At 67.5% G+C, this 12,586-nt stretch carries 14 protein-coding genes; 11 read left to right on the top strand and 3 right to left on the bottom strand.

Annotated features, from left to right (window positions below; all coding sequences use genetic code 11):
- Positions 1-26 precede the first annotated feature (26 nt).
- Complete coding sequence (locus A5711_RS12435) at positions 27-1,352, top strand: cytochrome P450 (RefSeq protein ID WP_067946841.1); 1,326 nt, start codon at positions 27-29, stop codon at positions 1,350-1,352.
- An 11-nt stretch (positions 1,353-1,363) separates the two neighbouring features.
- Here the strand turns inward: A5711_RS12435 and msrA are convergent, their stop codons facing one another.
- Complete coding sequence (msrA, locus tag A5711_RS12430) at positions 1,364-1,876, bottom strand: peptide-methionine (S)-S-oxide reductase MsrA (RefSeq protein WP_067946839.1); 513 nt, start codon at positions 1,874-1,876, stop codon at positions 1,364-1,366.
- Positions 1,877-1,948: 72 nt separating this feature from the next.
- Here msrA and A5711_RS12425 point away from each other — a divergent pair, with 72 nt between their 5' ends.
- From A5711_RS12425 to A5711_RS12410, 4 genes are read left to right on the top strand one after another with little or no spacing between them, the layout of a single operon-like run.
- Complete coding sequence (locus A5711_RS12425; protein ID WP_067946960.1) at positions 1,949-2,455, top strand: nuclear transport factor 2 family protein; 507 nt, start codon at positions 1,949-1,951, stop codon at positions 2,453-2,455.
- On the top strand, positions 2,452-3,477 hold the full coding sequence (locus tag A5711_RS12420) for an NAD-dependent epimerase/dehydratase family protein (RefSeq protein WP_067946837.1): 1,026 nt from the start codon (positions 2,452-2,454) through the stop codon (positions 3,475-3,477). Before A5711_RS12425 ends, A5711_RS12420 begins: the two co-directional genes overlap by 4 nt.
- A gap of 20 nt (positions 3,478-3,497) precedes the next feature.
- Positions 3,498-4,313, top strand: coding sequence for a class I SAM-dependent methyltransferase (locus A5711_RS12415; protein ID WP_067946958.1), 816 nt, complete (start codon positions 3,498-3,500; stop codon positions 4,311-4,313).
- Positions 4,314-4,372: 59 nt separating this feature from the next.
- Positions 4,373-4,753 carry a DUF427 domain-containing protein gene (locus A5711_RS12410; protein WP_067946834.1) on the top strand — a complete coding sequence of 127 codons (381 nt, stop codon included), beginning with the start codon at positions 4,373-4,375 and terminating at the stop codon, positions 4,751-4,753.
- Here A5711_RS12410 and A5711_RS12405 read toward each other — a convergent pair.
- Positions 4,750-5,148, bottom strand: a complete 399-nt coding sequence (locus tag A5711_RS12405) for a nuclear transport factor 2 family protein (protein WP_067946832.1) — start codon at positions 5,146-5,148, stop codon at positions 4,750-4,752. The two genes, A5711_RS12410 and A5711_RS12405, sit on opposite strands and share 4 nt — an antisense overlap.
- A 51-nt stretch (positions 5,149-5,199) precedes the next feature.
- Between A5711_RS12405 and A5711_RS12400 the strand changes: the two genes are divergently transcribed.
- Both A5711_RS12400 and dps read left to right on the top strand, forming a co-directional pair.
- Positions 5,200-6,111, top strand: coding sequence for a DNA-3-methyladenine glycosylase (locus tag A5711_RS12400; protein ID WP_067946830.1), 912 nt, complete (start codon positions 5,200-5,202; stop codon positions 6,109-6,111).
- Positions 6,112-6,175: 64 nt separating this feature from the next.
- A complete protein-coding gene (gene dps / locus A5711_RS12395) occupies positions 6,176-6,748 on the top strand; it encodes a DNA starvation/stationary phase protection protein Dps (protein ID WP_255395171.1) in 573 nt (190 codons plus the stop codon).
- Here dps and A5711_RS12390 read toward each other — a convergent pair.
- Positions 6,745-8,742 (bottom strand): chloride channel protein, encoded by a 1,998-nt coding sequence (locus A5711_RS12390; RefSeq protein WP_067946826.1) that lies wholly within the window; start codon positions 8,740-8,742, stop codon positions 6,745-6,747. The genes dps and A5711_RS12390 overlap by 4 nt on opposite strands.
- Positions 8,743-8,924: 182 nt before the next feature.
- Here A5711_RS12390 and A5711_RS12385 point away from each other — a divergent pair, with 182 nt between their 5' ends.
- From A5711_RS12385 to A5711_RS12370, 4 genes are all read left to right on the top strand, one after another.
- The gene (locus A5711_RS12385; protein ID WP_067946824.1) at positions 8,925-9,908 is read left to right on the top strand and encodes a pirin family protein; all 984 of its coding nucleotides are present in this window, start codon (positions 8,925-8,927) and stop codon (positions 9,906-9,908) included.
- 2 nt (positions 9,909-9,910) lie between these two features.
- The gene (locus A5711_RS12380) at positions 9,911-10,546 is read left to right on the top strand and encodes a TetR/AcrR family transcriptional regulator (protein WP_067946822.1); all 636 of its coding nucleotides are present in this window, start codon (positions 9,911-9,913) and stop codon (positions 10,544-10,546) included.
- Positions 10,547-10,621: 75 nt separating this feature from the next.
- Positions 10,622-11,563, top strand: a complete 942-nt coding sequence (locus tag A5711_RS12375) for a class I SAM-dependent methyltransferase (RefSeq protein WP_067946956.1) — start codon at positions 10,622-10,624, stop codon at positions 11,561-11,563.
- Positions 11,564-11,597: 34 nt separating this feature from the next.
- A complete protein-coding gene (locus A5711_RS12370; RefSeq protein ID WP_156744908.1) occupies positions 11,598-12,530 on the top strand; it encodes a class I SAM-dependent methyltransferase in 933 nt (310 codons plus the stop codon).
- Positions 12,531-12,586 lie beyond the last annotated feature (56 nt).

Genomic DNA, 12,586 nt, shown 5'->3' with positions numbered 1-12,586 from the left:
GGGGGAGAAATGGGGAGTAGTCCGTCATGAGCGAAGCCGTCACCGCCCCACCGGCAACCATGCCCGTCCGGTTACCCCCAGCGACCCGGCTGCCAAAGCTGTTGCAGGGGTTGGGTTTTGCGGTGTCGCGGCGCGGGATGATCCAGCGGATGGCCCGCAAGCACGGCGACGTCTTCACGCTGAATCTCCCCATCTACGGCCCGGTCGTGGTGGTGGCCGACCCGCAGCTGTCCAAGCAGATCTTCACCACCAGCCCCGACGAGCTCGGCAACATCCAGCCCAACCTGAGCCGGCTGTTCGGCTCCGGCTCGGTGTTCGCGCTCGACGGGGAGGGCCACCGCCGGCGGCGGCGGTTGCTGGCGCCGCCGTTCCACGGCAAGAGCATGAAGAAGTACGAGGCGATCATCGAGGAAGAGACCTTGCGCGAGACCGCCGGCTGGCCGGAGGGCGAGGCCTTTCCGACGCTGCCGTCGATGATGCGCATCACGCTCAACGCCATCCTGCGCGCCGTCTTCGGGGCGGAGGGTGCCGAACTCGACGAGCTGCGCAGGCTCATCCCGCCGTGGGTCACGCTGGGCTCGCGGATGGCGACGATGCCGAAACCGCAACGCAATTACGGGCGCTTCACCCCGTGGGGGCGGCTCGACGAGTGGCGCCGCCAGTACGACACCATCATCGACAGGCTGATCGCAATCGAGCGGGCCGACCCCAACTTCGACGAGCGCTCCGACGTGCTCGCACTGATGCTGCGCAGCACCTACGACGACGGTTCCGCCATGTCGCGCAAGGACATCGGCGACGAACTGCTAACGCTGCTGGCCGCCGGCCACGAAACGACCGCCTCGACGCTGGGCTGGGCTTTCGAACGGCTGACGCGGCATCCGGAGGTGCTGGCCGCCCTGGTCGAGGAGGCCGACAATGGCGGCCAGGAGCTGCGACAGGCGACCATCCTGGAGGTCCAGCGGGCGCGGACCGTCATCGATTTCGCGGCCCGGCGCGTCTATCCGCCCCGCTATCAACTCGGGGAGTGGGTCATTCCCCGCGGCGAGTCAATCCTGGTGAGCATCGCGCAGATTCACGAAAATCCCGACGTGTTCCCGAATCCAGAACGCTTCGACCCGCAACGCTACGTCGGGACCAAGCCGTCGGCCTTCGCGTGGATCCCGTTCGGCGGCGGCACCCGTCGCTGCGTGGGGGCGGCGTTCGCCAACATGGAGATGGATGTCGTACTGCGAACGGTGTTGCGTCACTTCACCCTTGAGACCACGACGGCCCCGGGGGAGCGGTGGCACGGCCGCGGCGTCGCCTACACGCCGAAGGACGGCGGCCGGGTCGTGGTGCACCGCCGCTGAGCCGGAGCGGCCTACTGGTCCGCGGTGGCCCGCCGCGGCAGCTTCCATCCGGGGCGGATGTAGTGGCAGGTGTACCCGTTGGGGTAGTGCTGCAGGTAGTCCTGGTGCTCGGGCTCGGCCTCCCAGAAATCCCCGGCGGGGCTGACCTCGGTCACCACCTTGCCCGGCCACAACCCGGAGGCCTCGACGTCGGCGATGGTGTCCAGCGCGATCCGCTTCTGGTCCTCGTCGAGGTAGAAGATGGCCGACCGGTAACTGGGCCCGCGATCGTTGCCCTGGCGGTCTTTCGTTGTCGGATCGTGGATCTGGAAGAAGAACTCCAGCATGGTGCGATAGTCGGTGACCGCCGGGTCGTAAACGATCTCGATGGCCTCGGCGTGCGTGCCGTGATTGCGATAGGTCGCGTTCGGGACGTCGCCGCCGGTGTAACCGACCCGCGTCGAAACCACGCCCGGCTGCTTGCGGATCAGTTCTTGCATCCCCCAGAAACAGCCGCCGGCAAGGATCGCTTTTTCGGTTGCCATTGCTCGTCCTCCTCACGGGCCACGATGCCGCCCAGGCTACACTCCGCCGATGAGCTGCAACGGTGCCGCGAAGTGACTACCCGTTCGTTCTCCCGCAGCGAACTGGCCGCCGCCTTCGAGAAGTTCGAGGAGACGGTGGCCCGGGCCGCCGAGACGCGGGACTGGGACGCCTGGGTCGAGCAGTACACGCCCGACGTCGAGTACGTCGAGCATGCGGCGGGCACGATGCGCGGACGCGACGAGGTGCGCGAGTGGATCAAGCAGACGATGACGACGTTCCCTGGCAGCCACATGATCGCGTTCCCCACGCTGTGGTCGGTGATCGACGAGCCCACCGGGCGGGTCATCCTCGAACTGGACAACCCGATGCGCGACCCGGGCGACGGCAGTGTCATCAGCGCCACCAACATCACGATCATCACGTACGCCGGTGACGGCCAGTGGAGCCGTGAAGAAGACATCTACAACCCGCTGCGTTTCCTGAAGGCCGGGATGAAGTGGTGTCACAAGGCCAAGGCGCTGGGCACGCTCGACGAAGACGCCGAGAGGTGGATGCAGCAATACGGAGGACCTCAGTGAGCACCAAACCCAAACTCGTCATCGGCGCCAACGGCTTTCTGGGTTCGCACGTCACCCGTCAACTCGTGGCCGGCGGTGTCCCGGTCCGGGCGATGGTGCGCCCGAATGCCAACACCCGCTCCATCGATGACCTCGAGCTCACCCGCTTCCACGGCGACGTTTTCGATGACGCCACATTGCGCGAGGCGATGGACGGTGTGGACGACGTCTACTACTGCGTCGTCGACACCCGCGCGTGGCTGCGGGACCCCGCGCCGCTGTTTCGCACCAACGTCGAAGGCCTGCGCAACGTTCTCGATGTCGCCGTCAGCCAACCCGACCTGCGCAGGTTCATCTTCACGAGCACCTACGCGACGGTGGGCCGGCGACACGGGCACGTGGCGACCGAAGACGACGTGATCAGCCCGCGGGGACAGACCCCCTACGTGCAGTCCCGTGTGCAGGCCGAAGACCTGGTCATGCGGTACGTGGCCGAGGCGGGGTTGCCCGCCATCGCGATGTGCGTGTCCACGACCTACGGCAGTGGCGACTGGGGCGGCACGCCGCACGGCGCCTTCATCGCCGGCGCCGTCTTCGGCAAGCTGCCCTTCCTGATGAACGGCATTCAGCTGGAAGTCGTCGGCGTCGACGATGCCGCCCGGGCCATGATCCTGGCCGCCGAGCGCGGCCGCATCGGTGAGCGATACCTGGTCTCCGAGCGGATGATCGCGTTGAACGACGTCGTCCGCATCGCGGCCGACGAGGCCGGGGTGCCGGCGCCGCAACGCTCGATATCGGTCCCGATGCTTTACGCCCTCTCCGCGCTCGGCAGCCTGAAGGCCCGGCTCACCGGCAAGGACTCCGAACTCAGCCTCGCGTCGGTGCGCATGATGCGCGCCGAGGCCAACGTGGACAGCGGCAAGGCCAAACGCGAACTGGGTTGGCAGCCGCGCCCGGTCGAGGAGTCGATCCGCGAGGCGGCCCGGTTCTGGGCCGCCATGCGCAGTCCGCGAAAGGCCAGCCCGGCCGCACAGCCCGAATAGGCGCCGGGCCCGTGGACCGCATACACGTCGATCTCGAGGGGCCGCCGCAAACGATGCTGGCGACGCTCTACGCCAAGGCCCTGGACGCAGACCTGCCGAACCCGATTCTGGGCGACCGCTATGCCAAAGAGGTCGCCGAGCGGATCGAGTACGACTGGACGAAGACCGCGATCACCGCACGCAATTCAGCCTCGGTGACGACCCGCACCGCGCACTTCGACATCTGGGCTCGCCAATTCCTTGACGCGCATCCGAGCGCCGTTGTCCTGCATATGGGTTGCGGACTGGACGGCCGATACTTCAGGCTCCAGCCGGGCCCGGGGGTGGAGTGGTACGACATCGACTACCCCGACGTCGCCGAACTGCGCGCGCGGCTCTATCCGGCCACCGAGCACTGCCACGTCGTCGCGGCGCCGATAACCGATCCCGCCTGGCTGGCGGAGATACCCGATAGCCGGCCCGCGCTGATGATCGCCGAAGGCCTGACCATGTACCTGTGCGAACAGGACGGCATCGCGCTGCTGCGGCGGGTCGTTGATCGCTTTGACCGCGGCGAGCTGCAATTCGACGTGTTCAACCGAGTGGGTATCAAGTCTCAGTGGATGAACGCGGTGGTGCGCCGGTCCGGATCGAAGTTGAGCTGGGGCATCGATGGCCCGGACGAGATACTCACGGCGGTGCCCGGCACGCGACTGCTTGCCTGGGTGCGATGGTTTGAATCCGACACCTACGAGCGGCTTCCGCGCGCATACCACGTGATGGGCAGGGCCATGTCGCTGATTCCGGCCATGGCCAATATGTCCCAGTATCACCGCTACGCATTCGGGTCGCCCTGATCGGGAAGTGTCGGGCGCCGGCTCGTGTTAAAACCCTTATCGGCGTCTAGGAGGAAACCATGAGCCATCCCGAAATCAAAGAACCCAGTGCCGGCCACCCGATCACCATCGAGCCGACGAAGGGGCGGGTCCAGGTCCGCGTCAACGGCGAGGTGGTCGCCGACACGACGGCCGCGCTGGAACTGCGCGAAGCGACTTTGCCTGCGGTGCAATACATTCCGATGAGCGACGTGGTGCAAGACCGGCTGACCCGCACGGACACCAGCACGTATTGCCCCTTCAAGGGCGAGGCCAGCTATTACAGCGTGACCACCTCGGCCGGCGAAACCGTGGAGGACGTGATCTGGACCTACGAGCAGCCCTATCCGGCGGTCGCGGCCATCGCAGGGCATGTCGCGTTCTACCCGAACAAGGCCGAAATCAGCGTGTCGGCGTCCTAGCAAATCCACCCGGGCAGCGCGGCCTCGTGGGCCCGGGTGTCGCTGTACAGCCGCATCGAGACGATCAAGCCGTCGCGGGTGTCGAAGATGCAGACGAACGGGCTGTCATATTCGACGCCGGCGGTGGTGGTGCCGCTGGCGTTCGCCTCGACCACCACGGTTTCCCCCTCGTTCACACAGCGCACCAGGTCGATGGTCAGCTCGAGATCCTTTTTGCGTCGCTCGACAACTTGGCGGAAACCTTCCTTGTCGCACGAGGCCCGGGTGACGAGCGACCAGTAGCTGAAGTCGTCGCTGAGCAGTGAGAAGCCCTCGTCGAGGTCGCCCCCGTCGCTCGTACTCTGGAGGAACATCCAGGCCAGTTCGCCCTGCGGGTCATCGAACGGCGTCATCACATCGCAATATTGACTTGGCACATCGTTAACGGTCAATCGGAGAGTTGGTCGGTGGAAAGCACGCGCACCGTCACGTTCCCCGGGGCGGTCAGCTTCGGGCACACGTTGGCGCCGCTTCGCCGGGGTCTGGGGGATCCGTGTTTCCAGTCTTCCGGTGACGGCACGATCTGGCGGACCAGCCTGTTGCCGACCGGGCCCGTCGCCGCGCGCATCAGCCGGGTGGCCGCCAACGCCGCGCACTGCGTGGCGTGGGGCAGCGGCGCACCGGAGTTCGTCGAACGGCTGCCCGCGCTGCTCGGCCACGAGGACGACGCTTCCGATTTCGTCCCCCGGGACCCGATCGTCGCCGCCGCGCACCGGCGGGTACCGCATCTGCGCCTCGGCCGTACGGGGCTCGTGCTGGAGGCGCTCATCCCGGCGATCATCGAGCAGCGGGTGCCCGGCGCCGATGCGTTTCGGTCGTGGCGCCTGCTGGTGTCCAAGTACGGGTCACCGGCGCCGGGGCCCGCGCCGGCGCGGATGCGGGTGCCGCCGTCGGCCGACGAGTGGCGGCACATCCCGTCGTGGGAATTCCATCGAGCCAACGTCGACCCGGGGCGTGCGCGGACCGTGGTGACGTGTGCGCGACGGGCCGCCTCGCTGGAACGGTTGGCGTCCCGTCCGCCCGCGCAGGCGCGCGCGGCGATGATGTCGTTGCCGGGGGTGGGCGAGTGGACCGCCGCCGAGACCGCGCAACGGGCGTTCGGTGACGCGGACGCACTTTCGGTCGGCGACTATCACATCCCGAAGATGATCGGCTGGACGCTGGCGGGCCGCCCGGTCGACGACGCGGGCATGCTCGAGCTGCTCGAGCCGATGCGGCCGCACCGCCACCGGGTGGTCCGGTTGCTCGAGGCCAGCGGGCTGGCGTACGAACCGCGGCGGGGTGCCCGGCTACCGGTGCAGCACATCGCCGAGCTCTAAACGTGGTCATCGCCTCGTCGGGCCCGGGTTTTCAGCAACCGCCTTCGGGTAACCAACCCGGGAAGTGACGTGTGCGAAACGGAGGCAATCGATGACACAGTTCACCATCCCGGGGCTCACCGACAAACAGGGAGCGCGGCTGACCGAACTGCTGCAAAAGCAACTGAGCACCTACAACGACCTTCACCTGACGCTCAAGCATGTGCACTGGAATGTGGTGGGGCCCAACTTTATTGGCGTGCATGAGATGATCGACCCGCAGGTCGAGGCGGTCCGCGGTTTCGCCGACGATGTCGCCGAGCGCATCGCGGCCCTGGGCGGGTCACCGCAGGGCACGCCCGGGGCGATCATCAAAGACCGCACCTGGGACGACTACTCCGTCGGCCGCGACACCGTCCAGGCGCATCTGGCCGCACTGGATCTCGTCTACACCGGCGTCATCGAGGACATCCGCAAGTACATCGAGGAGACCGAGGAGCTCGACCCGGTCACCCAGGATCTGTTGATCGATCAGGCCGGGAACCTGGAGAAGTTCCAGTGGTTCGTCCGAGCGCACCTGGAGAGCGCGGGTGGTCAGTTGACCCACGAGGGCTCGACCACCGAGCAGGACGCCGCCAGCAGCGCGCGCAGCACCTAACGGTCTTCCGAATCCGATTGCTGCGCACCGTTTTTGGGTGCAAGAACGTTTACGCGGTCGCCGGCGCTCAGCTTTAAGGTGGCGTCGGCGTCGATGAGTCGCCGATTGTGCAGCACCGAGACGGGGAAATGACCGTCCGGCCAGTCGAGATCGCCGAGAATCCGGCCGACGGCAGTCGAGTCGCCGGCCAGGGTGTATTCGACGATGCAATACCCGTCAAGCTCACTGTGCGGGTCGTGTTCGGCGGGTCGCGGCTCGACCCAATCCGCAGCCGGGTTAGTTGCGGCGACGTCCGGCTGGACGTCGGTGAAGTGGGTCGCGACCGCCCGCAGCACATTTTGATTGGTCAGCCACCCCTGGACAGACCGGGCCTCGGTGTCGATGACGGGCAATCCGTCGCGCCCGTAGAGGACGAGCTGGCGCAGGGCTTGGGCGAGGCTGTCGTTGGCGAATAGTGCCTGCGGTTCGCGCATGCGCGTGACGGGGCCGAGCAAGGCCGTCAAGTCCGGACCGGCGCTGCCGACGGGCCGGGTCAGGTCCAGTGGGACGGCGAACGGGTGCATGGCGTCGGCCGCGGTGAGGTCGGCGAACGCATGGGTGGGAGTGGGGCGGTCGATGTCGATGCCCCGGCGCAGCAGCTTCGTCGTGTAGATGGTGCCGTAGGAAACCCCCCGTGACACGGTGGTGCCGACCGCCACGGCCAACATGACCGGCAGGGTAAGGCTGAAATCGCCGGTCATTTCGACCGTGCTCGCCAGCGCGGTGAGCGGGGCGCGCGCCGCGGAGGCGAACACGGCGCCCATGCCGACGATGGCGTACAGGGCGGGGTGCCCGACGGCCGTCCCGATGGTGTGCTGCACGAACAGGCCGAAGGCCATGCCGGAAGTGGCCCCGACGAACAGCGAGGGAGCGAACACCCCGCCCGAGCCGCCGATCCCGATGGTCAGGCTGCAGGCCAGCATCTTGCCGGCGGCGAGGACCACCAAGAGCCACAGCGCGTAGTGGCCTGCGAAGGCGGCGTACATCACCGGGTAGCCGACACCGTAGAGCTGCGGCACCGCGAGCAGCAGCAGGCCGAGCACGATCCCCCCGACCGCCGGCCGTGCCCAATCCGGGCGGCCACCCCACACTCGGTCGCAAAGGTCTTCGGTCTTGTACAGGACATTCTTGAAGAGGATCCCGATCAGTCCGGCGATCGCCGCGAGGAGCGCCACCAGCACGTAGTTGGCTATGTGATTCAGCTCGATGCCTGCGGGCAACTGGGTGAGGAAGGGCGCCGAGCCGAAGAACACACGGGCAACCACGTCGGCGACCATCGACGACAGCATGATCGTGAAGATCGCCTCGACGGACAGTTCGCGCAGGATCAGCTCGACGGCGAAGAACACCCCGGTGATCGGGGCGTTGAAGGTGGCCGAGATGCCGCCCGCCGCGCCACAGGCCACCAGGACCCGCAGCCGGTTTTCCGGCATCCGCACCCACTGGCCGAAACCGGAGGCGAGCGCCGCGCCAATCTGCACGATGGGTCCCTCACGGCCGACCGATCCGCCCGTACCGATGCACAGGGCGGAGGCCAGCGCCTTCACGACGGTCACCTGCGGACGGATGCGGCCACCGTTCTCCGCCACCGCGATCATGACTTCCGGGACGCCGTGGCCGCGAGCCTCCCGGGCGAACCGCGAGATCAGCGGCCCGTAGAGCAGTCCGCCGATGACCGGGATGATCACGAAGAAGCCAATTCCCAGCCAGGGTAAATGGTCGCTGCCCACCCAACCGTCCTGGCCGAATTCGTCGTGTCCGGTCGCCAACCAGGTGAAGCCGTAGATCAGGTAGCGGAACGCCACCGCGCCGAGGCCGGCGCCGAGCCCGACGACGATCGCCACACAGAACAGCCCGAGCCGGTTCGCGCGCAGCCAACCGGCGAACTGGCCCACGGCTCTGGACACGGGCCGGATCGGCCGAACCGTACCCGTGGCCGCCACTTTTTGCCCCATCCACGCATCCTTCCCCCGACGGCCCCACTTTGCTTGTCGACCGCCTCCGGATCGGGCACGCCGCTGCGACCATCTACTGCAGCAAATATTGCACTACGCAACTATTCGCCGCGACGGCAGCGCCGGGGAATAACTGGACCGTAGTCCGGTTATGCGGGGTAGTTCTCATTTCTGGAGGTCACATGCCCGCTGTCACGGCCAACACGTTGACGTTGCCCCGCGTCGTTTTCGCCGCACCCGCCGACACCGAGCGCCCGGTCCGGTCGATCACCACCGGACCGCGCGGCTACGAGGGCGAGGGCTTTCCCGTCGTCCGCGCCTTCGCCGGGGTCGGCGCCGCCGCCCTGGACCCCTTTGTGCACATGGACCAGATGGGCGCGGTGGAGTACGAGCCCGGCGAGCCGAGGGGCACGGACTGGCACCCGCACCGCGGGTTCGAGACGGTCACCTACATGATCGACGGCAAGTTCGCCCACCAGGACTCCCATGGCGGTGGCGGCCTGATCACCGACGGCGCGACGCAGTGGATGACCGCCGGTTCGGGGATCCTGCATATCGAGACGCCGCCCGCGGAACTGGTCGATAGCGGAGGCCTCTTTCATGGCATCCAGTTGTGGGTGAATCTGCCGAAGCGAGACAAATTCGCGCCGCCTCGGTATCAGGCCATCGAAGGTGGCGACGCGAAGCTGATCTCGTCCGAGGACGGCGGGGCGCTGGTCCGCATCATCGCGGGCGAAATCGGCGGTCATCGCGGCCCAGGGATCACTCACACGCCGATCACGCTCGCCCACGCCACGATCGAAACCGGCGCCCGACTCAACCTGCCGTGGCTACGCGATTTCAATGCGCTCGTATACGTGTTGTCCGGCAGCGGATACGTCGGCCCGGTCGCTCACCCGATTCGCGAGGGCCAATTGGCGGTGCTGGGCCCCGGGGATCGGATCACGGTGGGCGCCGACCCGGCGCAGGAATCGTCGCGCACCACCGCGATGGATGTGCTGATTCTGGGCGGCCGACCCATTCGCGAGCCGGTATTCCACTACGGGCCTTTCGTAATGAACTCGCGCGCGGAATTGGTCGAGGCGGTGCAGGACTACCAGGCCGGGAAGTTTGGCAGCATTCCGCCAAATGCGCTAATGCCGCACCGTGGCGGTGGCACACTTTAACGATGTCTTCAGGGGCGGGTCGCAGGCCAGGACGCCCCCCTGCCGCAAAGGCGGATGAGACGCGCCAGCGGATCATGCGGGCCGCCCGCCTGGTGTTCAGCGAGCGCGGCTACGACGGCGCGACGTTCCAGGCTATCGCGGCCCGCGCCGATCTGACGCGCCCGGCCATCAACCATTACTTCTCCAGCAAGCGCGCCCTGTATCGCGAGGTATTGGAGCAAACCAACGAAGCCATCATCGGAACCGGCATCAAAGTTGCCAACCGCGAAACCACACTGGCGGCGCAGCTGACGGCATTCATCACCGCCGCGGTGCAAGCGAATTCCGAGAATCCCGCCGGGTCGGCGCTGATAATTTCCGGGGTGCTCGAGTCGCAGCGGCACCCGGAATGGAACAAGACCGAAAACGAGTCAGTCCGGGCGGTCCGGGAATTTCTGGACCGAGTCGTCGGGGACGCGATCGAGCGCGGCGAGGTCGCCGCTGACATCGACGCGTCGGCGCTGATCGAGTCGCTGGTCGTCATCATGTGCGGCGTCGGCTTGTACGCGGGGTGGGTGGAGAGCCCCCAGCAGATGCTGGCCGTGACCGGAATGCTGCGCCAGCTGATGGAAGGCGGACTTCTGCGGCCGGGAGCTTAGCCCCTCGCGCGGACAGTGAAGTTGCGCACAAAGCGTATAGGCTAACTAACTTATCCCGGTAACATGGCGCCCGTCATGACTGATCTGGACGCGTCGTTACCGCCTTCCTTGAGATCCGCCGGCGACAGCTGGGCCATCACCGAACTCGTCGGCGCCACCGCGCTGGGCGTCGCCGCGTCGCGCGCGGCGGAAACCGCGGGAAGCAACCCCTTGATCCGCGACGAGTTCGCTCGCGTCCTGGTCTCGTCGGCTGGCCCGGCATGGGCCCGGCTCACCGACCCCGAATTGGCCTGGCTCGACGGCGACGAGCAGGGCCGCCGCGCGCATCGGATCGGCATCGACTACCAAGCCGTGCGCACCCACTTCTTCGACGAGTACTTCGCCGACGCCGTGAAGGCCGGGATTCGCCAGGTTGTCATCCTGGCCGCCGGCTTGGACTCGAGGGCCTACCGCCTGGATTGGCGGGCCGGCACCGCGGTCTACGAGATCGACCAGCCGAAGGTGCTCGAATACAAGACGGAAATTCTGCAGCAGCACGGCGCCGCCCCCGCCGCCAGCCGCCGCCCGGTCCCCGTCGACCTGCGCGACGACTGGCCCGCGGCGTTGGCCGCGGCGGGCTTCGACCGCACGCAACCGACCGCATGGCTCGCGGAGGGCTTGCTCCCGTACCTGCCAAGTGACGCGCAAGACCGCCTGTTCGAGATGTTCACGGCTCTCAGCGCCCCGCGCAGCCGGGTCGCCATCGAGGCGTTCGGCCTCAACTCGCGAAGCAATTCACAGCGTTGGCTGCGGATGCGGGAGCGGCTCGGCCTGGACGTCAACGTGCAGGCGCTGACCTATCACGAGCCGGACCGCTCGGACGCGGCCCAGTGGCTGACCGACCACGGCTGGCAGGTGCAGGCCGTGGACAACCGCGACGAAATGGCCCGGCTGGGCCGCCCGGTACCCGAAGACCTGGCCGAAGACGCCGTGCGCAGCGCGCTGCTGCGGGCGCACCTCGGCGAGCCGACCGCCTGACTTCCGAGGATCAAGGAGCAACCCAATGAGCTCACTGCGCACCCACGACGACACCTGGGACATCAAGACCAGCGTCGGCAGTACCGCGGTGATGGTCGCCGCCGCCCGGGCCGTCGAGACCGAACGGACCGACGCCCTCATCCGCGACCCGTACGCCAAACTTCTGGTCACCAACGCCGGTGCCGGGGTCTTGTGGGAGCACATGCTCGACCCCGACGTCGCGGCCAAGATCGAATCCCTCGACGCCGACTCCGCGGCGCAGCTCGAGCACATGCGCGGCTATCAGGCGGTGCGCACCCATTTCTTCGACACCTACTTCAAGGACGCCGTCGCCGCCGGAATCCGGCAGGTGGTAATCCTGGCGTCGGGCCTGGATTCGCGGGCATACCGCCTGGACTGGCCCGCCGGCACCGTGGTGTACGAGATCGACCAGCCCCAGGTCCTGGAGTACAAGTCCGCGACGCTGGCGGAAAACGGCGTGGCGCCTTCGGCGGAGCGCCGCGCGGTGGCCATCGACCTGCGGCAGGACTGGCCGGCCGCGCTGCGCGACGCGGGCTTCGACCCGACGGCGCGGACCGCGTGGCTGGCCGAGGGCCTGCTGATGTACCTGCCGGCCGAGGCACAAGACCGGTTGTTCACCCAGATCGGCGAGCTGAGCCCGGCCGGAAGCCGGGTCTCGGCGGAGACCGCGCCCGCACACGCCGACGAGCGCCGGCAGCAGATGCGCGAGCGGTTCAGGAGGGTCGCCGACGAACTGGGCATCGAAGAGACCGTCGACGTCGGCGAGCTGATGTACCGCGACGAGCACCGGGCGAACGTCACCGACTGGCTCAACAACCACGGCTGGCGTGCTCGGGCGCAGCGCTCGACGGACGAGATGCGCCGGCTGGGCCGCTGGATCGAGAACGTCCCCCTGGCCGACGACAAGGACGCCTTCTCCGACTTCGTCATCGCCGAGCGGCTGTAATGCCCCGCACGCTGGACGACTCCTGGGACGTCGCCACCAGCGTCGGCGCCACCGCG

It is taken from the genome of Mycobacterium sp. E2238, assembly GCF_001672665.1.
In the GTDB taxonomy this organism is placed as follows: domain Bacteria; phylum Actinomycetota; class Actinomycetes; order Mycobacteriales; family Mycobacteriaceae; genus Mycobacterium.
This window is presented reverse-complemented; position numbering and strand designations above follow the sequence as displayed.